Annotated in this window: 18 protein-coding genes; 12 read left to right on the top strand and 6 right to left on the bottom strand. The window is 71.2% G+C overall.

The features are described from left to right. Positions 1 to 106: 106 nt before the first annotated feature. The 5 genes from dhaK to ACZ4Z1_RS00590 form a co-directional block, all read right to left on the bottom strand. On the bottom strand, positions 107 to 1,099 hold the full coding sequence (gene dhaK / locus ACZ4Z1_RS00610) for a dihydroxyacetone kinase subunit DhaK (protein WP_468484388.1): 993 nt from the start codon (positions 1,097 to 1,099) through the stop codon (positions 107 to 109). A 290-nt stretch (positions 1,100 to 1,389) separates the two neighbouring features. Continuing rightward, positions 1,390 to 2,775 carry a hypothetical protein gene (locus ACZ4Z1_RS00605; RefSeq protein WP_468484387.1) on the bottom strand — a complete coding sequence of 462 codons (1,386 nt, stop codon included), beginning with the start codon at positions 2,773 to 2,775 and terminating at the stop codon, positions 1,390 to 1,392. Positions 2,776 to 3,034: 259 nt separating this feature from the next. Then, positions 3,035 to 4,237, bottom strand: coding sequence for an enoyl-[acyl-carrier-protein] reductase FabV (locus tag ACZ4Z1_RS00600; protein ID WP_468484386.1), 1,203 nt, complete (start codon positions 4,235 to 4,237; stop codon positions 3,035 to 3,037). Further along, positions 4,234 to 4,854, bottom strand: a complete 621-nt coding sequence (locus tag ACZ4Z1_RS00595) for a hypothetical protein (RefSeq protein ID WP_468484385.1) — start codon at positions 4,852 to 4,854, stop codon at positions 4,234 to 4,236. Before ACZ4Z1_RS00595 ends, ACZ4Z1_RS00600 begins: the two co-directional genes overlap by 4 nt. A 62-nt stretch (positions 4,855 to 4,916) precedes the next feature. After that, positions 4,917 to 6,404 carry a UbiD family decarboxylase gene (locus ACZ4Z1_RS00590; protein WP_468484384.1) on the bottom strand — a complete coding sequence of 496 codons (1,488 nt, stop codon included), beginning with the start codon at positions 6,402 to 6,404 and terminating at the stop codon, positions 4,917 to 4,919. Between the two features lie 348 nt (positions 6,405 to 6,752). Here ACZ4Z1_RS00590 and fabG point away from each other — a divergent pair, with 348 nt between their 5' ends. The 11 genes from fabG (at position 6,753) to ACZ4Z1_RS00535 (ending at position 16,525) form a co-directional block, all read left to right on the top strand. Then, positions 6,753 to 7,493 (top strand): 3-oxoacyl-[acyl-carrier-protein] reductase, encoded by a 741-nt coding sequence (gene fabG, locus ACZ4Z1_RS00585; RefSeq protein ID WP_468484383.1) that lies wholly within the window; start codon positions 6,753 to 6,755, stop codon positions 7,491 to 7,493. Positions 7,494 to 7,651: 158 nt separating this feature from the next. Beyond that, complete coding sequence (locus ACZ4Z1_RS00580; RefSeq protein WP_468484382.1) at positions 7,652 to 8,353, top strand: hypothetical protein; 702 nt, start codon at positions 7,652 to 7,654, stop codon at positions 8,351 to 8,353. Further along, the gene (locus ACZ4Z1_RS00575; RefSeq protein ID WP_468484381.1) at positions 8,350 to 8,607 is read left to right on the top strand and encodes an acyl carrier protein; all 258 of its coding nucleotides are present in this window, start codon (positions 8,350 to 8,352) and stop codon (positions 8,605 to 8,607) included. The genes ACZ4Z1_RS00580 and ACZ4Z1_RS00575 overlap by 4 nt, the downstream gene beginning before the upstream one ends. 1 nt (position 8,608) lies before the next feature. Continuing rightward, positions 8,609 to 9,817, top strand: coding sequence for a beta-ketoacyl-[acyl-carrier-protein] synthase family protein (locus ACZ4Z1_RS00570; protein WP_468484380.1), 1,209 nt, complete (start codon positions 8,609 to 8,611; stop codon positions 9,815 to 9,817). Beyond that, positions 9,814 to 10,938, top strand: coding sequence for a beta-ketoacyl synthase N-terminal-like domain-containing protein (locus ACZ4Z1_RS00565; protein WP_468484379.1), 1,125 nt, complete (start codon positions 9,814 to 9,816; stop codon positions 10,936 to 10,938). The genes ACZ4Z1_RS00570 and ACZ4Z1_RS00565 overlap by 4 nt, the downstream gene beginning before the upstream one ends. Further along, positions 10,913 to 12,052 carry a beta-ketoacyl synthase N-terminal-like domain-containing protein gene (locus tag ACZ4Z1_RS00560; RefSeq protein ID WP_468484378.1) on the top strand — a complete coding sequence of 380 codons (1,140 nt, stop codon included), beginning with the start codon at positions 10,913 to 10,915 and terminating at the stop codon, positions 12,050 to 12,052. The genes ACZ4Z1_RS00565 and ACZ4Z1_RS00560 overlap by 26 nt, the downstream gene beginning before the upstream one ends. Next, complete coding sequence (locus ACZ4Z1_RS00555) at positions 12,049 to 12,948, top strand: beta-ketoacyl synthase N-terminal-like domain-containing protein (RefSeq protein ID WP_468484377.1); 900 nt, start codon at positions 12,049 to 12,051, stop codon at positions 12,946 to 12,948. The genes ACZ4Z1_RS00560 and ACZ4Z1_RS00555 overlap by 4 nt, the downstream gene beginning before the upstream one ends. Before the next feature lie 88 nt (positions 12,949 to 13,036). Then, entirely contained in the window at positions 13,037 to 13,996 is a 960-nt protein-coding gene (locus tag ACZ4Z1_RS00550; protein WP_468484376.1) for a thioesterase, read from the top strand. After that, on the top strand, positions 13,993 to 14,712 hold the full coding sequence (locus ACZ4Z1_RS00545) for a DsbA family protein (RefSeq protein WP_468484375.1): 720 nt from the start codon (positions 13,993 to 13,995) through the stop codon (positions 14,710 to 14,712). Before ACZ4Z1_RS00550 ends, ACZ4Z1_RS00545 begins: the two co-directional genes overlap by 4 nt. Before the next feature lie 462 nt (positions 14,713 to 15,174). Beyond that, positions 15,175 to 15,783 (top strand): hypothetical protein, encoded by a 609-nt coding sequence (locus ACZ4Z1_RS00540; RefSeq protein ID WP_468484374.1) that lies wholly within the window; start codon positions 15,175 to 15,177, stop codon positions 15,781 to 15,783. A gap of 103 nt (positions 15,784 to 15,886) precedes the next feature. Continuing rightward, entirely contained in the window at positions 15,887 to 16,525 is a 639-nt protein-coding gene (locus tag ACZ4Z1_RS00535; RefSeq protein ID WP_468484373.1) for a carbonic anhydrase, read from the top strand. 285 nt (positions 16,526 to 16,810) lie between these two features. Here the strand turns inward: ACZ4Z1_RS00535 and ACZ4Z1_RS00530 are convergent, their stop codons facing one another. Beyond that, positions 16,811 to 17,188 (bottom strand): hypothetical protein, encoded by a 378-nt coding sequence (locus ACZ4Z1_RS00530; RefSeq protein ID WP_468484372.1) that lies wholly within the window; start codon positions 17,186 to 17,188, stop codon positions 16,811 to 16,813. 299 nt (positions 17,189 to 17,487) lie between these two features. Here ACZ4Z1_RS00530 and ACZ4Z1_RS00525 point away from each other — a divergent pair, with 299 nt between their 5' ends. After that, the gene (locus ACZ4Z1_RS00525; protein WP_468484371.1) at positions 17,488 to 17,880 is read left to right on the top strand and encodes an STAS domain-containing protein; all 393 of its coding nucleotides are present in this window, start codon (positions 17,488 to 17,490) and stop codon (positions 17,878 to 17,880) included. Positions 17,881 to 17,933 lie beyond the last annotated feature (53 nt).

Raw genomic sequence — 17,933 nt, 5'->3', positions numbered from 1 at the left:
CGTACGCCTGCAATGTCCACGCTGCTGCGTTCCTACGTGGCCCACGTGAACGAGCGCCGTCCGCCCACGCCCACCGTCACGCGTGCCCTCAGCGCCCCCACCACCTTCAGCGCCCCCACCGCAGCCCCGGCGTCTGCACCGGCGCGTCCCACAGCCGCAGCAGCTCCTCGTCGGCCTGGCACAGCGTCACCGAGCAGCCGGCCATGTCGAGCGCGGTGACGTAGTTCCCGACCAGCGTACGAGCGACCGGCACACCTCGCTCGGCGAGCACCCGGTGCACCTCGGCGGCGAACCCGTACAGCTCCAGCAGCGGCGTACCGCCCATGCCGTTGACCAACGCCAGCACCGGCTGCCGTGGGGTGAGATCGGCCAGCACCGCGTCCACCGCGTAGTCCGCGATCTCGCGCGCGGTCATCATCGGCCGCCGCTCACGCCCCGGCTCGCCGTGGATGCCCACACCCAACTCCAGCTCCCCGCCGGGCAGGTCGAACATCGGGCCGCCCTTGGCCGGTGTGGCACACGCACTGAGCGCCACACCGAAGCTGCGCGAGCACTCCACGACCTGGCGCGCCAGCTGCGCCACCCGGTCCAGCGGCGCGCCCTCCTCGGCCGCCGCCCCCGCGATCTTCTCCACGAACAGCGTGGCACCGGTGCCACGGCGCCCGGCCGTGTGCAGCGAGTCGGCCACCGCCACGTCGTCGTCGACGAGCACGCTGGCGACCTGTACCCCCTCGTCCTCCGCCAGCTCGGCGGCCATCTGGAAGTTCAGCACGTCACCGGTGTAGTTCTTCACCAGGAACAGCACGCCCGCACCACTGTCCACGGCCGCGGCGGCGCGGACCATCTGGTCGGGCACGGGCGAGGTGAACACCTCACCGGGACAGGCGGCATCCAGCATCCCCACCCCCACGAACCCCCCGTGCAACGGCTCATGCCCGCTTCCCCCACCGGAAACCAACGCCACCTTCCCGGCAACCGGCGCGTCCCGCCGCACCACCACCCGGTTGTCGACATCCACGACCAGCTCCGGATGAGCCACCGCCATACCGCGCAGCGCGTCGGCGACGACGGTTTCGGGGACGTTCATGAGCATTTTCATGTCGGGCTCCTCCGGTGCTGGAACGAAATGTCGTTGACCTGCGATGGTGCAGGCCAGAGGTAGGGGAAGGGCATGCTGAGTCCGGCGGTCTCCGGCGGACCCCGTCGGTACTGATGCTGACGGTGCTGCACGGCGCGTCAGCCACTGTATGGGTTACTCAGCGTGACGGCCTCAGGATATGCGGAGGTGCGGGAGGCGACGCAAGGTCTGGCAGGCGGAGGTTGCGAGCGTCGGGCCGTGCAGGGTCCGGATCCTGGTCTCGGACGCGAGAAGTGGCGCGCCGGCGGCGTTCAACTCGGGCAGCTCCAGCGGCGGCCCAGGTACGGCGCGGCCCAGGGGGGCTTGCTCGTCAGCAGACGTTGGCGTACCGCCGCGCCCTCGGCATCGTGGCGGAGGGACGCGCATCGAGCGTGCAGGTCCTCGTGTGCGTGGGCGACCAGGCCGGAACGGACGCCGATGGTCTCGTCGAGGAATGCGTTCACCACTTCGGTGGCTAGTGCCGCTTCCCCCTCGTCCATGAGCAGGATCGCGAGCCGTGCTCTGGCCAGCAGGCGGGCTCGGCGGTGTGCTGCGGGCAGCAACCGGACGGACGTGCGCATGGCGGCGACAGCCTCGGACGCGGCGCCCTGGGCGCTCAGCACCTCGGCCCTTCGCCAGTGCACGTGTGCTCGCCCTGCTGTCTGTTCCTCCGTGTTCTGCCCGTCATCCTGCCCGTGGGCCAGCAGTTCCTCGGCGTGGCGGATCCGGGACGTGGCACTGCGGTGCTCGGAAAGGTCTGCCAGGCAGGCCGCGAGATGTGCCGTCCGCTGGGCGCGGACGGTGTTCAAGAGGCTGGACGGGGCCGTCTCCAGGGCGGCCTCGGCCAGACCCAGGGCCTCCCGCCACTGCCCGAGGAACCGCGCGTGGACGCTTATACGGTGCAGGACCAGGGACCTGTCAAGGGGAGTTGCCGACTGCCTCGCCAGGTCGAGGGCCGTCCGGTAATAGCTCTGGGCCACCTGGTGGAGCTGTGCGTCGAAGGACATGGTTCCGCACAGGGCGGTGAGCCGGAGGACGAGCTCGGACAGTTCCTGCCAGGCCGACGGGTCCGCTTCGGCCTTCAGCCGGGTGGCGATGTCGGTGGCCAGGTATCGGACCAGGGAGGTGCGCGCGTGTCCGCCTCCGTAGAAGGCGTCAAGGGTGGTGAAGCAGGTGAGCATCATCCGGATGGAGTCGGCCTCGCGCCGTTGGTCCGGTGGGCAGGTGCGGTCTGCCGCGGTTGCCTCGACCGCCCGGTCCGGTCCGCCGTGGGAGGGGTGAGCGGTGTACGGCGTGCGGTACACGTCCTCGCCGTAGCCCGGCACGGTGTCCCAGGTGCTCAGCCGGGTCAGCCGTTCGGCCGCGTCCACGCCCTCGGGCACGGTGCGCCGGACCTCGGGCGAAGCCGCCAGGCCGGTGGTGGCGACCGTGATCGGCCGGCCCAGCCGGCGGGCGAGCACTTCGGTGATCAGCTCGGGGACCGGTGGCCGCGGCCGGGAGCCGCGCAGCCAGTGCGCGACACTGGTGCGGTCGTAGAAGAGCCGGAGCCCTCGCTCGTGGCCCATGGTGTTGACCGCACGCGCCAGTGCCTCCTGAGTCATCGCCGACTGCTGGAGCAGCGCGCGCAGTTCGAGGTTGGCTTGCCGACTGCCGCGCACGGAGCCTCCTCAGCGGGCGTGTTGCCGGGACAGCTGCATCACGGGCCGGGGTGGACCCCTGACGCGGTGAGAATGCCCCGACAAGCGGAGATGAATGGCTCATTGCGGACCTGACAAGGCGCAAAGGAGCTTATCGGCGCATGGGGGCGCATACAGGCGCGGTGCCGACATGCTCGGAGCACCGGCCGGAACGGCGGCGATGGGACGTGTCCGCGCATCGCATGCCGGAATCAGCGGTCCGGGACGACCACTCGTCCGGTCAGGCCGAGGCGGGCCAGGGGAGGTCGGTCTCCACCGGGGCGGTGTAGTCGACTCCCGGCAGACCGAATCCGTACAGCTCGTGGAGGCGGTCGCGCAGCCAGGCGGTGTCGGTGTAGGCATCCGGTTTCGCGCTGCCGAGTTGCTGCCAGGCCTCGTGCAGGGCGCACTGGACGGCCGGGGCTGTCTCCCACATGTCGAGACGGATGCGGCCTCGGGGGTCGGGGAAGAGGGGGGCGACTCCCGTCAGGTGGTCCCACAGGCGTACGGAGGGACCGATGGTCGACGGCATCCTGCCGCCCAGGACCCTGCGCAGCATCGCGAGGTAGAGGCAGCGGCCGGGGATGGCGGCCGCCGCCTGGGTGACGGTGGAGCCCAGCACGACGGTGGACGCGCTGCCGCCAAGGGGGCGCAGGTGACGGTCCAGGGCTCGGGCAGTGTCCTCCAGATGCTGTTTCGCCGCGCCGATGGTGCCCCGCCGGTAGATCGCGGAGGTCAGTTCGGGGCCGATGTGCGAGAGGGCCACCGTGCTGAATCCGGGGGCCAGCAGGCCGCGGGAGGCGGCGAGTCGCGTCCAGGAGGCCCAGTCCGCGCCGCCCATGACGGCGACCGTCGACTCACGTTCCTGGTCGGTGGCGGGTTCGAGCACCGTGTCCAGGATGTACGGCTCGCCCTCGCCGGTGCAACCGAGTGTCCGGCTGTGGTGCGGAGCGCCGAGAGGCTTGAGTACGGAGACGTGCGTGACGCCGGTGACCGGGTCGGTGCGGCGCGGTGCGGCCACGCTGTAGATCAGGTGATCGATCCGGCCGAACCGTTCCGCGGTGATGTCCAGGACGTCGGACTTCGTCGCGTCGAGGAAGCAGTCGGCGTTGCGGAACAGCAGGTCGCTGCCCTGCTGGGAGGCGAAATCGGCGCTGCGGTGCACGCGGTACCAGCCGGCGGTGGCGGAGCGGCGTGCGCCGGCCGCCCGCTCCCGGCACACCGCGACTCCGCGCATACCGTAGCGGGCGATGCCGGTGAGGGTGAGAGCCAGACCGTAACCCCCGCTCGCACCGATGACGAGCGCGGTCGGGGGCGCGCCGCGGGACCGCCTGCGTGCTCCCGCCTCGGCGGCGAGCCGATCGACGTGAACGGCGCAGCCACGGGGGTGGGCGCTGGCGAGGAGAGGCCCCCGGCCGATGGGCTCGACGACGCGAACGGTCACGGTCCGCCCTCCCCCGGCACGCGACGGTCCGTGGGGCCGGTCCGGAGTCCGGGCCCTTCGGGTGGCGGGTCCGCTGCGGCTCGGGATTTCGCCTCGCGTGCGACAGCGCGAAGGAATGCGGTGCGGACCGGCCCGCTGCCCCAGCGCATCACCCGCCAGTACGCACGGAACTTCCGCCGCGCCGCCTCGTCGGTGCCCCGGACCATCGTCGTGGTCGAAATCCGGGTGCCGGAGGGATGAGGGGAGAGCTCGAACGTGATGACGGCTTTGGCGAACCCCGGCGCGTCGAACCGCGTGAATTCTTCGCGAGTAGGCAAGTGCTGGTATTCCGGGGCGATTTCCCAGAACTTCCCGACCCTTCCGAGCGCCACACTGTGGGGGCGCTCGCTGACCAAGGGGGTGAAGCCCGCGGCGACGAGCTGTTCCAGCAGTGGGATGCGGTCGCCGGCTCCGGACCGCAGGCCCTTCAGCCGCGCGGGCAGAGCGCGCAAGGCGAACAGGGTTCGGGCGATGGGCACGTCCTTCACCGAAACGCGGTGGAGGGCGTCCCAGGCCGACTCCACGTCAGCCGACACCCGTACGGAACGGGTCTGTTCCCCGTCCCACGAGTCGTTCACATGCGTACGTTTCCAGTACGTACGTTCATCCGGAGTCACAGCAACCTCCCGTTGCGGACCGGTCAGCCATAGCCGTAGGCGTGCCAGTTGGCGAGCACCCGGCTTTGGACGTCGGGGGGCCAGCCATGGCGGAAATCGGCGACGACGGGGCGCGCACCCGGCGGGTACCGGTCGCCGAGCAGGCAGTTGTGCACCACCTTGGTCGTGCGGCACTCGGCGCGTTCCCGGCTGTCCATGAAGACCGGCAGATAGGAGGCAAGCCGGTCCGGATAGGGGAGGGCGCCGGTTCCGGGGTGGGCGCGGCTGGCGAAGGCGTGGACGAGCTGGCTCACGTCCGTCAGGTCGACGTCGTCCTCGATGGCGAGGATCTTGGGGATGGCCATTCCGGGTTTGTTGCCGAAGACCGTGTCGGCGATGGCGTCGCACAGTTCCCGCGCGGACGTGCCCTGCCTCTGGTGCCAGTCGGGTGCCACCCCCACCACCAGCCAGTGCCCGGCTGACTCGGGGACCATCCAGCAGATGGTGACCGGCAGCCGCGCCGTCCGCAGCAGGTGCAGGCACTCGGCTGCGTGGGGGATTCCCCACGCTGTGTGGTTCTCCTCCACCGGCGGGCCGGCGGCGACGACGGGCAGGATCGGATCGTCGCGGTGGGTGACGGCGGTGACGTTCAGCACCGGGCGTGGCGCGGCGTCACCGGTCAGGTAGCCGGGGTATTCGCACATCGGGCCCTCGATCGCCGTTTCCGTGTGCGAGACGTGCCCCTCGATGACGATCTCGGCGGTGGCCGGCACCTCCAGCGGTACGGTCTCGCACCGTACGGTCTCCAGCGGTTCGCCGAAGTAACCGCCGAGCAGGCCGAGTTCGTTCACCCCTACGCCGGCGGGCATGCCGCCGACGTAGGGAAGGCCGGGTTCGACGCCGAGTGCGACGGCGATGGGCATCGGTTCGCCCCGCCGCTCCCACTGTGCCTTGATCATCCCGATGTGCTGGACCGGCGGCACCAGGCACGCCAGCCGCCGGCCGTCCACCAGCATCATGCGGTTGACCGAGGCGTTGGTCCATGTCCCGTCCGGGGTGCGGACCACGTTCATGCCCCAGGTCTGCAGGTACCGTCCCCCGTCGCCGAGGTGCAGGAACGGGACGGGCAGCCGCAGCAGGTCGGCGTCCGGGCCGGTGCGGACGTTCTCCTTGCACGGCGCCGCCTCCCGCGGCACGATCCGCGGCGGGATGCCCTCGGCGGACCGGCAGCGGGCCAGCGTCTCGACGATGCGCCGGCCGGACGCCGACGGGGGGAGGCCCAGCGCGGTGGCGATCCGGCAGAACGTGAGACCGGGCCGGTTGCTGAGGCCACCGGGCGCCCCCAGCACGCGATGTCCCGGCTCGATGCCCTTGATCGAGGTGAACAGCGGGGCGGGGGCGCGCAGATCGTACGAGCGCCGGATCACCGCGCCGATCTCCAGGTTCCAGTCGACCTCCAGCCCGATGGGCTGCAGGTCACCCAGCCCCTCCAGGACCTTGACGAATGCGCGCAACGAACGCAGATGCTCCACCGCACCTCCTCATCTCGGTAACGCGCGTCAGCACCCGCTGGGTGCCGGGCGAAGCGGACGTTCTCACCTGCCGTCATCGGCGTTTGCCGGACGCGTACCGCGTACGCGATGCCGGGCGTCGCGATGTCGCGGAGATCCGTCAGAAACGCCCTGGTCCTCGTCGGTGGCTACCCGGGTCCGGCAACCGGGAAGAGCGCTCCCGTGTTGAACGTGTTGCATCGTCCGGGGCAACACATTCAACATCGCTCCCTCTTTATTGTCCGCGCTCGCGTGGGCATCCATGAAGGGACGAGGTGAACGCGAATGATGTCGGCATGCCCGCACGAGGCATCGGCAACAGGGGGATGCATGACGGGAAAACCCTGTGCATTGGTGACTGGCGGGTCCCGGGGCATCGGGCGGAGTGTGGTGGAGCAATTGGCCCGGTCCGGCTTCGATGTGGCCTTCTGCTATCGGTACGCACAGGCCGAGGCCGAACGTCTCGCGGTACAAGTCGAACGGGATGGCACCCGCTGCTACGGCACGCGCGTCGACGTCACCGACAGCACAGCGGTGGACGCGTTCGTCACCGAGGTGGAAGCGGTGTTCGGCCCCGTGCAGGCACTGGTCAACTGTGCGGGAGTGGTGCGGGACGGTGCGCTGGCCCTCATGCGGGAACAGCAGTGGCGTACCGTCATCGACACCAATCTCGGCGGCACCTACAATTTCTGCCGGAGTCTGGCGCTGCCGCTGCTCAAGCGGCGGCAGGGCGCCGTCGTGAACATCTCATCGGTCGGTGGAATCCACGGGAACGCCGGCCAGTGCAACTACGCGGCCTCGAAAGCCGGCATCATCGGACTGTCCAAGGCCATGGCCAAGGAAATGGCGCCGCACGGGGTGCGGGTCAATGTCGTGGCGCCGGGATTCATCGAGACCGCCATGACGGCCGCTCTGCCGGAACGCGCCCGCAAAGCCGCGCTGGAAAGAATTCCTCTCGGCGTCTACGGGCGACCCGAGGATGTCGCCGACGCCGTGGACTTCCTGGTTTCCGACCGCTCCTCCTACATCACCGGACAGGTCATCCAGGTGGACGGAGGCATCGCCGTATGACATCCGTCGTCCTTTCCCTGCCGTCCGCCTCCGGGACCGGAGCGGCCCACTCGCATGCCGTCGATGAGGTTCACTGCCTGTCCGGGCTCACGGTGGAAGCAACCAAGACGGTGCGCCGCTCCGATCCCTGCGTGGCCGGACCCAGCCCAAGGCCTCCCATGTATCCGGGTGTCTTCGTCCTCGAAGCCGTGCGGCGGGCGGTGCAGGTCCTGGTACGGCACCACTGGGGGCCCTCGGTCCGTGCGGTGTTGTCCGCCGTACGCTCGGTCCGCTTCACCGAACCGCTGCCGACCGGCGACACACTGCACCTGCGGGCCACCGGCACCCTCGACGACGGCGCCCCGTACCTGCTGCGCGTCGGGGCCCGGTGCCGACGCGGCGACGGCCGGCAGACCTCGGTCTTCCGGCTGGACTTCCGTCTACGTTCCGTTTCCGGCCCCCGGCCTGACGGGCACCAGATGCGCCACGCGGGGCCTGACGGGCGGGTGGCTCCCGAGGCCATTGCCTGCCCGTCCCCGTCGTCTCTGCTGATGGAGTCATTCGGCCAGGCGGGCGTCGTTCTCCGGCTGCGCAGCACCACTGCGGGCACCCCTGCGCGCGCCGCTCCGATCTTCGCCCAGGCACGCGATTGCGTCTTCCACGGCCCGGTGTTCCCAGGAGACACGCTGCGCCACGAAATCCGCATCGATCATTCACGCGACACCGCATTCACGTTCAGCGGCTCCACCTGGGCCGGCGGGCGGCGCGTCCTGTCCGTCGGCTCCGCGCTGGCCGTCGTCTGCCCGAAATCCCACCTTTCCAGCGGCAGAGGAGAGACGCCGTCCCTGCCACCGCCCAGCGACCCCGGGGAGAAACCGTGACCACCGCCGCCACACAGCTTTTCGAGGAACTGCGGGAGATGACCGCCGAGGTCCTGGAGACCGAACCCGGGGAACTCACCCCGACCAGCCGGTTCGTCGAGGACCACGAATCCGATTCGCTCCAGGCGATCGAACTGCTGGCCCGCATCGAACGGCGCTACAAAATCGAGATTCCGCAGGAGGAACTGGCGAACATGAACCACCTCCAAGCGGTGTACGACATCGTCGAGAAATTCACCAAACCGCAGGAGTGACATGCCCCGCCGCGTGGTCATCACCGGCGTGGGACCGGTGTCGAACATCGGCATCGGCGTCCGCGCCTTCACCGACGCGCTCCGCCAGGGCCGCAGCGGTATCTCGGAAGTGACGGGCGACGCATTCGCCGGCTTCCCCACCCGCTACGCCGGGGCCGTCACCGATTTCGACCCGTCCGCCATGGTGGAGACGCTCACCCTGGACCAGTGGGGCCGGGCCTCGCTGTTCGCGGCGGCGGCCGCACGGCTCGCGGTATGCGACGCGGGCCTGGACCCGGCCCGGTTACCGCGCCACCGCGCCGGAGTGAGCATGGGGACGACCGGAGGCGAGAGCGGGCTCGTCGACCAGGAAACGGCCCGCTGGGCCGCCAAGGGGCTCGACCGGCTCGACCCGCACGTGAGCCGGCGGCTGCCCGCCTCCCGGATCGCCTGCGCCGTCGCCCGGGAACTCGGCTGGACCGGCGAGCCGATGACCATCGCCAGCGCCTGCGCCGCGGGCAACTATGCGGTGGGCTACGCCCACGACGCCGTCGCCCACGGAGATGCCGACTACATGATCGCGGGCGGTGCGGACTCCCTCAGCCGCTGGGCGTACGCCGGGTTCTGCCGGATGGGCGTCATGGCCGCCAGGACCTGCGCTCCCTTCGACCGTGACCGGGACGGCATGCTCATCGCCGAAGGGGGCGCCGCGATGCTCCTCGAACCGCTGGAATCCGCCCGCACCCGGCGTGCGCACATCTACGCCGAGGTGCTGGGCCACGGCCTCGGCTGCGACGCCGACCACATGGTCGCGCCCAACCCCCACGGCATGGCGACGGCCATCCGCCGCGCCCACCGCCATGCCGGAGTGGAGGCCGGCGAGATCGACTACATCTGCGCCCACGGCACCGGAACACAGGTCAACGACGCGGCCGAATGGCGTGCCGTCCTCGACGTCTTCGGCGACGCCCCGCCGCCCACCGCCTCCGTCAAGTCGATGCTCGGCCACACCATGGGCGCCGCGACCGCCTTCGGGGTGCTCGCCTGTGCCGTGGGACTGGCCGAGGGGTTCATGCCGCCCACCGCACACCACGAACAGACAGACCCCGGCCTTCCCCATCTCGACCCGGTGCCGGGCCGGGGCCGCCCCGCCCGGCTGAACCGGGTGCAGAACAACGGCTTCGCCTTCGGCGGCAACAACGCCGTCACCGTGCTGGGGAGGGTGGAATGAATCCGGCACCGGTCATCACCGGCTGGGGAGTCGTCTCACCGCTGGGCGTCGGGGCGGCCGAGTTCACCGAGGCGGTGCTCCGGGGCGCCGGCGGCACGGCCGACGCCTCCGCACTGTCCGACGAACCCCTTCCCCGCGACACCGCCTGCGTCCTGCCCCACTTCGACATCCGCAAGTACCTCGGCCGCAAGGGGACCTCCGTCTATGACCGGGTGACCGCCATGGCCGTCGTCGCCTGTGGCCTGGCCCTGGAGGACGCGGAACTGGCCGCGCACACTTCGGAGACCGAGGAAACCGGCCTCGCCCTCGGCACGAACCTCGGGAGCGCCCGCTCCACCTGGGAGTTCGGCCGGGAGACTTATCTCCAGGACCGCCCCTACCAGGTGAGCCCGCAGCTCTTTCCCAACGCGGTCTTCAATGGTGCCGCCGGTCAGGCCGCCATCCGGTACGGACTGCGTGGGGTCAACGCCACCCTCACCGCGGGACCGCCGGCAGCCCTGGCGGCACTGCGGTACGCCCGTAACGCACTGCGCGCAGGACACGCCACCGCGATGATCGCCGGAGCGGCCGAGGAGTACTCCCCGCAGAACGCCTGGCTCGCCCGCCACTGGCACGGCGGCGGGGAGGCCCGGCTGCTGGGCGAGGCCGCGGCCCTGTTCACTCTGGAACCTACGGGGGACCGGGCCGAGCACCGGTGCCGCGCGGAGCTGCTCGCCGTCGAACTGGCCACCGGCGAAGCGGCACCGCGAGCGGTGTCTTCGACGGTGGAGGACTGTGCCAGGCGCGCGCTGGACCTGGCACAGGTGTCCCCGGAGGAGGTCGACCTGGTCGTCACCTGCGGCGGCCCGGAGGACTGTCCCCGTACCAGGGCCGAGGAGCGAGCACTGGACCGCCTGCTGGCGCGAGCGGTCTGCCGTCACCACCGTGTCTCGGACACGAGCGGGGACTGCCTCGGGGCATCCGCCGCGGTCCAACTGGCCGCCGTAATGGCCTGGTTCGGCGCACCGCAGCCCGAGCCGGGCCGGGCGGTCGCCCTCGTCACCTCGCTCGGCTGGGACGGCGCGGCCGGAGCTGCCGTGCTCAGGAGGTGCCCCGATGCCCGCAGTGATCACCGGCTGTGAACTGCTCACCTGTTTCGGCGACCGGCGGCAGACCTTCGCGGCCCTGCTCGAAGGGCGCTGCGGTGCGGCCCCGCTCCGCCACCTGGACGGCGTCCGGCTCGGCGTCACGCAGGGGTACGAGATAGCGGACGGGAACGGGGAACGCCCACGGCGTCCCAGCCGTTGGCTGGCCCGTTGCGTGCGCGACGCGGTCCGTGCGGCACGGCTCGACACGACCGGCCGGCGGGTCAGCGTCCTGGTGGGCACCGGCCTGCGGGAGATTCGCGGGCTGGAGCGGTGGGGCCTGGACGCCCCACCGCCGGACCCGGCCGAGCTGCACTTCGCCGAGACCGTCCGGTCGGCCCTGCCCGGGGCGACCGGCATCGTCACCCTCGCGAACGCCTGCTCGGCCTCGGGCCACGCACTGGCTCTGGGCTGCGATCTGCTGGCTGCCGGGGACTCGGACGCGGTGCTCGTCGCCGGCTGCGACGGACTCGCCGTGAGCATGCTCGCTCTGATCGGGCGTACGGCCACGGTCCCCGCCGAGCGAGTCCGGCCCTTCGACCGGGACCGCAAGGGCGTCCTGCTGGGCGAAGGGGCGGTCGCCCTGGTGCTGGAGCCCGAGGAAGCCGTGGCCGCCGAGGGCCGCGACGCGTTGGGCCGGGTACTGGGTGTCGGCCTGTCCTGCGATGCCCGCCACGAGACGGCCCCCGACCCCGCGGGCATCACCCGTGCCGTCCGGGACGCCCACCGCCGCGCGGGCATCGCGTCGCGGGACGTGGAACTGGTCATCGCCCATGGAACCGGGACCGCGCTCAATGATCCCGCCGAAGCCACCGTCCTGCGGGAGGTCTTCGCCGCCCGCGCCCCGGCAGGGCCCTTGCTGACCGCGCTCAAGGGCGCGATCGGCCACACCTCGGGCAGCGCGGTGCTGCACGGTGTCGCCGTCGCGCTGGACATCTTCCGCACCGGGCGCGTTCCGCCGGTCACGGGGCTGCGGAGGCCCATCGACGAACTGCGGGGCGTACGACCCGTGATCGGGAACGGCACCACCGCCGCGGTGCGCCTGGCGCAGGTGAACGGGTTCGGCCTCGGAGGGGTGAACGCCGTCGGCGTACTGGAGGCGATGCCATGACCGCCGTCGCGGTGACCGGCTTCGCTCTGGCCGTACCGGGGCTTGTTCCGGAGCTGCCCGAGGGCCTGCCCATCGCGCGGCACACCCCCGAGGAGGCGCACCTGCTGCTGGGGCGCAAAGGACTGTTCGTGAAGGAACCGGCCACCCGCCTCGCCCTGTGCGCCGCGCACCTGGCCCTGGGGCTGCCTCCGGGACGTCCGCCATCCTCACCGTCGGTACCGGAGCGCACCGCGGTGGTGGTCAGTTCGCATCTCGGCAACGCCCACAGTGTCCGGATGGCCGCCCGCGCCGTGCAGCGCGGCTCGTACCGGGACATCAGCCCACTGGCCGGACCCAACCTGTCCGCCAACGTCATCGCCGGCACCACCGCTCTGCGCTACGGCCTGGCCGGCCCGAACCTCACCGTGTGTTCCGGAGCCGCTGGTGGCCTGGAAGCTCTGCGCCTGGCCGCGCTGCTGATCCGCGCGGACCGCGCCGAACGGGTGGTGGTCATCGGCGTCGAGCCGGACGACGCCACCACACGCGCCCTGCACGCCGTCCGCGCCCCGGAACGCGCCGGGGCGCGGCCCTGCGCACAGGCCGCCTGCGTCATCCTCGAACCCGCGCCCAGCCCACCGTGCGCCGACACGCTGCTGCTGGACCGGTTCACCCGTTACGATCCCCGCCTGCCTGCCCCGTCCCCGCCGGACGGCCCCTCGGCAGTGCGCACCGACACCGTCGGTCCACCGCCAGTGGCGCCCCTGGGGCCGGGCTACGGAGCAGACGGCATCGTCCGTACGGCCGTCGCGGCAGCCTGGCTGCGCGAGCGAGTCCAGGCCGGATGGGTGCGCGTCACCTGCGGAGATCACGCCGACGGGTACGTCTCGGCCCTGCTCGGACTCCAGGCACCTACTTGAGGGGAGCGTTCCCCGCGTCACGCCGCTCGCCGGTCCCAACCGTCTGCCCCGCCCGCCGCCTGATCGCCTTATGGAGATTGCCATGAATATGCCGAGCAGTACTCGTGCTGTCGGCGCTGTCGGCCGCCCACGCTACGAGGGTGTCAACGTCCGTACCTGGGCCGGCTTCAAGCAGTACCTCTACCTCCTGGAAGACTCCGTACTCGACCACTTCGACCGGTCGGGCCACAGCGCGCGCCGGATGTACGAGGAGTTCGGCTACGGGCTCGACGTCGTGGAGTCGTCCGGGAGCTACTCCGCGCCCCTCACCGTCGGGCAGACGGCCCGGACCCGGCTGACCGTCACCGAGCCCGTGCCGCGCCAGGGCCTGCGGCTGAAGGCCCGGATGGTGGCCGACGGCCCCCGGCGGACGCGTCCGGCCTTCCGGGGTGCGGTACGGGTGGCCCTCGTCGCCGACCGGGACCGGACGGACCGTCCGCCGCTGCCCCCCGGACTCCAGGCACTGGCCGTCGACTCCATCGACGCCTTGGACCCGCCCGTCCGCACCGGAAGTCCTCCGGCCTTGCTGAGCCCGGCCGCACCGGCCGTCCCGGAAACCGTCCCGACCGGCCCGGGAACGCACGCATTCCGGTGGCGTCGGCGTATCCCGTACTACTACTGCCACTACGACCGCCGCATGCAGCACTCGGGCTACATCCGGGTTCTGGAGGATGTCGTCGACCAGTACCTGGCGGCTCAGGGAATCGCGGTCGGGGACTATCTGGCCGGCCGCGGTTGGGTGCCCGTCGTGCACCGCACCCGCATCCGGATGCTCGCGGACGCCTTCATGGAGGAGGACCTGCACACCGTCTTCGCGGTCACCGGCATCGTCCGCGACATCCTCTTCGACGCCCGCATGGACTGCTACGTCCGACGCGGCGGCGAACTCGTACCGACAGCGACGGCGGCCATCACCCACGGCTATGCGCACACGGTGGGTGAACGCACCGGCACGCTGGCCGAACTGGACGCGCCCACCATCAAGGCCCTCCTGGGAGGCACCCGGTGAAGCGCCCACCACGCCTCTACTTCAGCTTGCGTTCCCCGTTCAGCTGGATGGGCCTGCGGCGCCTGGAGGAGTTGTATCCCCAGGCCCGCGAGCACATCGACCACCGGCCCTTCTGGGAACCCGACCAGCGGATCACCGACGAACTCACGGCCCGTGGCCGCGGCTTCCACTACGTGCGGATGAGCCGGGCCAAGCACCGCTACATCCTGCAGGACACGAGGCGGATGGCCGCCCGCTTCGGGTACCGGATGACCTGGCCCGTGGACGGCGAGGAGCCCTGGTGGGACCTGCCGCACCTGGCGTGGATCAAGGCACGGCACCTCGGACGGCAGCACGAGGCGTACGCGTTGATGGCCGCCGCCCGCTGGGAACGCGGCGAGGACATCTGCGACGCCGGGACCTTACGGAAGGTGCTCGCCGCAGGCGGTGAGCGGCTGGCCGAGCTGGTGGAGGCGGTGGACGACCCGCGGGTCCGCGCCGAAGCGGTCGACGCGCTCGCCACCGGCTACGACGACGAGGTCTTCGGCATCCCGTACTTCGCCGTCGGCTGGCACCGGTTCTGGGGCCTGGACCGCGTCGAGGACTTCGTGGCGAAGCTGACCGCACAGCCCCAGGCCGAGCACGTGGGGTGCCATGGGCCCATCGCCCCGCCGCCGCACCAACTGCTGGGCTCTGTGGGCGCGTACGACCAGGACACCGCCGGCGGCTGCGGCTGACCGACCCGGCCCCGGCCCGCCTCCCTGCCGCCCGTCGTGCCGTTGAGGCAGACCTGCCGGCCTTGGCGCCCATTTCTCGCGGGCTCGCCGCCGGCCTTTCACTCGTTCGAACGACGTCTGCATAAAGGCAAGTTGACGGGAAATGCTTCGCTTACTGAATTGGTGACGCATGTGCAGGAACGGCCCACGGCGCCCAGATGCCGGGGTGACAGGCGTCGTCCCATCGGGGCCACACGCCCGTTCTCGTCCGACACCGATCAGCAGCCATCGACGCACAGGTGCGCACGGCATTCGGCAACGCACTTCACCAACATTTCGGCCCAAGGGCTCCTGATTCCCGCCGCGGCACCGAACTCATGGCCACGCGGGCAAACACGCTCCCTCTGCTTCGTCCGTCCCGCGGCAAACCGGTACGCCAGGACATTCCAGCCGACAGATCACCAAGAGAAAGAGGTACGTCCCATGCGCCGTCGACTCGTGCTCGCTGCTGTCGCCATCGGGGTGGCGGGGTCACTGACCGCCGCCTACGCGGCCGATATGACCATCGGCACCATCAATGAAGGTTCGGTGGAGTGCGCGTTGTCCGAGGAGGCGGCGAACGCCCTGAAGGACAAGGCCATCAGCTTCGAAGCCGTCGCGCCCGCCGCGACACTGCCAGGCGGCAAGGTCCGCTGGTCCCCCGTCAAAGGCCAGGTGAGCATCCGCCTCGAAGGACACATCTCCGCCGGTGGCGGTTTCGTCCTGCGCGACAGGGAAGGCAACAGCATCAAGTTCGTCGACCCGTCGGGCAAGGTGCCTTCCGGCACCGGCTCCTTCACGGTGACCGTCAAGACACGGGAGGGAACACACGAGGACGACGGACCGAGCCCCGTGGTGTCCTACGACATCCCGCCCTCCAGTATTCACGGCGAGACCGGATTGTCGGGCACATTCCGGGTGAGTGTGGACGGTGCCGCTCTTCACCTCACGTCCTCCGCCGCCCAGCGGATCAACGACACCCTCGGTACGGACCTCACGGCGGACAAGCCGTTCTGGAAATGCGATCTCAAGGCTGACGGACGCCTCGGCTGACTTCCCGCATTCCACCGCGGTACGTGCGCCGCATCATGCCCGGCCGGCCGCGGCCCGGGAGGCATGTGTGCGGTCGTTCGAGCCAGACCGTAATCTTCCGGCCATGACCGATAACCAGACGCCGACACCTCGCGAAGCCTTCGACATGCTGCTGGCCGGCAACGAGCGGTTCGTTGCCGGTGCGCCACAGCACCCGAACCAGGACTCCGCCCGCCGCACCGAAATCGCCCCCCTGCAGAGTCCCTTTGCCGTGCTCTTCGGGTGCTCCGACTCCCGGCTGGCCGCGGAGATCATCTTCGACCGGGGGCTGGGGGACCTGTTCGTGGTCCGCACCGCGGGACACGTGATGGGACCGGAGGTGCTGGGCAGCATCGAGTACGGAGTGAGCGTGCTGGCCAGCCCGCTGGTCGTGGTGCTCGGGCACGATGCCTGCGGCGCGGTCGCGGCGACCCGAAGTGCCGTCCAGGACGGTGCGACCGCTGGGGGCTATGTGCGCGATGTCATCGAGCGGGTGACGCCCAGCGTGCTGGCCTCCCGCGCCGCCGGGCACACCGAGGACACCGAGTTCATCGACGAGCACATCCGGCACACGGTCGACCTGCTGCTGGACCGCTCGCGCCTGCTGGCCGAGGCCGTCGACGCCGGCCGCGTCGCGGTGGTGGGCCTGTCCTACCGGCTGGCCGACGGCACCGCCCACCTGGTCACCGCCCGCGGCCTCGACACGCCGGACAGCTGTGCATGATTGCCGGGCAAGGCCTCGGCAGTTCCCCGGCCCGGTAGCTGCCGGAGCCGGCGGCAGGTGGCTGTGCGGCGGATCTTCGGAAACGGCCGCGTCGGCACGATCGGGCGGACTGCGGCCCGTCCGGCGGCGACGGCCCGCAGCCGTGCGCCCTCATGGCCGGCCCTGACGCAGGCCCGGGGAGGAGGACCCGCCGGTCCGCAGGGTGGCGTGCTGCTGGGCCGAGATGCCGTAAGCGGTCCCAGTCCCGGTCCGGGAGGTGTTCTGCCGTACCGGGACTGGGACCGGTCAGTTCCGCGGGCCCGCGGGAAGGTCCTTCGCCAGTTCCTCCGCCACGGTGAGGCAGTCGGCGAGACGCTCGCGCTCACCGTCCTGGAGCGCCGTCGCGCGGACGCGGGCGAGCAGGGCCCGGGCCCGCTCGGAGTTCTCCTGACGCAGGGCGAGTTCCGCGCGGTACACGAGGGCCTCGACGAGGTCGGCGGGCTGCGCGGTCTCCTGCTCCCGGGCCAGGTTCGCATCCAGGATCTTGACGGCCTGGGCGGTGGCGCCCTGGGAATCACCGAGGACGACGGCGTTCTCAAGGGCGGTGGCCGGCTTGCCGCCCGGATCGACCATGGTGAACCCCGTCCGGCGACCGTCGTTCTTGCGCTTGCGAGGCGTGGTCACCCTCGGTGTCCCGAGACGGGCACCTTGCCGTACGCCGCGCGCAGGCCGTCCGCGAAGGCGCGGTGCAGGACGCCGGTGTCACAGGACCCGGCGTACGCCACCTCTGCGCAGGCCGATGCCGAGGCGCCCGGCCGAGTGCCCCACGACCTACAGGCATAGGGGCACCCCGTACTGCCCGCTGCTGCCCGGAGCTGCCGCCGGCGAGGGGCGTTGACGGGGTGGCGGAGTGCGCCCTGACGTGCTACTGCGCGCCCTTACGCTGCCTCTGATGTGCCGCTCTGACGGGGCAGCAAAGGGGCATGGCGCAAAACCTCCGGGCCCCGGACATGTCCACCACCCGGCCCCGGCTGACCACTCGCGAGACCGCCGCCGACCGCCGCTCAGCCCGTCTGTGCCTGACCGGGGAACTGGACTACGCCACCGTCACCGCCCTGTCGGATGCGGCCACCGCCCTGGCGGCCGCCGGCAAACGCCACCTCACCCTGGACCTGTCCGGCGTCACCTGGTGCGACAACGCCAGCGTGTACACCCTCCTCGGGATCCGCAGCGCCCTGCAGCACGCCGATGGAAGCCTGGTCCTCACCACGGCCAGTCCCGCCATCCGCCCGGCCCTGGACCGCACCGGCCTCTACCCCCGCCTTCCCCTCACCCCGGCAGGCGACTGCCCGCACCGGCCCGGCGGGTCGCCGTGACGGTGCCGGGCGGACGGACGGTCCGGCCGGTGCAGTCGCTTCCGTCACGCCAC

This window comes from Streptomyces sp. NPDC030165, from assembly GCF_055573595.1.
This window is presented reverse-complemented; position numbering and strand designations above follow the sequence as displayed.